General features: G+C 42.3%; 1 protein-coding gene. It reads left to right on the top strand.

Annotation, left to right across the window (positions count from 1 at the left end; all coding sequences use genetic code 11):
• Positions 1-326 precede the first annotated feature (326 nt).
• Positions 327-770, top strand: a 444-nt coding sequence (locus R7Q09_RS25115; RefSeq protein WP_318143816.1) for a nitroreductase family protein, incomplete at its 3' end; no start/stop codon positions are given.

Raw genomic sequence — 770 nt, 5'->3', positions numbered from 1 at the left:
AATCACATTCATGACCACTCCAAACGAAAACCAGAGTACAACTCATATTTTATGAGTGTAATTTAATATCTCAAACAAGGGGCAAGCGAATATCTCAAAGCTTGTAATTTTGGCCAAGAAACAGCAAAGACCACGTTCTCTACGCAGAGTTTGAAACATCACTCCCAAGTTCTCTGTTCGATTTTCAACAAAAAGTTAAAAGTGATTTAAATAAAAGCCATCTTATCAATTGCTGGTTATTCGGTACTATGAACTCACTTTCGAGGTACGCGTGGTTGTCGAAGCTAAAAGCGGCCGATATAAAACTGAATAACGAGGATAAAAACGTGTCTCATCAAATCATTAAAGATCTAAACAGCCGCTACACAGCGAAAAAATACGACGCAGAAAAACGCATTTCTCAAGAAGATATGGCCATCATCAAAGAAGCCATTCGTCTGTCTGCATCGTCAATCAACTCGCAACCATGGAAATTCATCGTGATTGAAAGTGATGAAGCGAAACAACGCTTCCACAGCACGTTCGCGAACAAACACCAATTTAACCAACCCCACGCAACCACGGCGTCGCACACGATCCTTCTTGCTTACGATCCTAAGTTCACAAAAGAGAAGTTTGCAAAACGCGTGGATGCCGAAGTCACTTCAGGTCACCTACCAGCAGATATGTACAACACCTTTATGGGCGCATACGCATTTGCCGAAGCGAACACCGATGAAAATGGCTTCAACGGTCATTGGACTAAGGCGCAAGTTTACATCGCACTGGGT

The sequence above is a fragment of the Vibrio sp. 2130-1 genome (genome assembly GCF_033339515.1).
The sequence above is the reverse complement of the archived record's forward strand: the minus strand, read 5'-3'. Positions and strand labels throughout refer to the sequence as shown.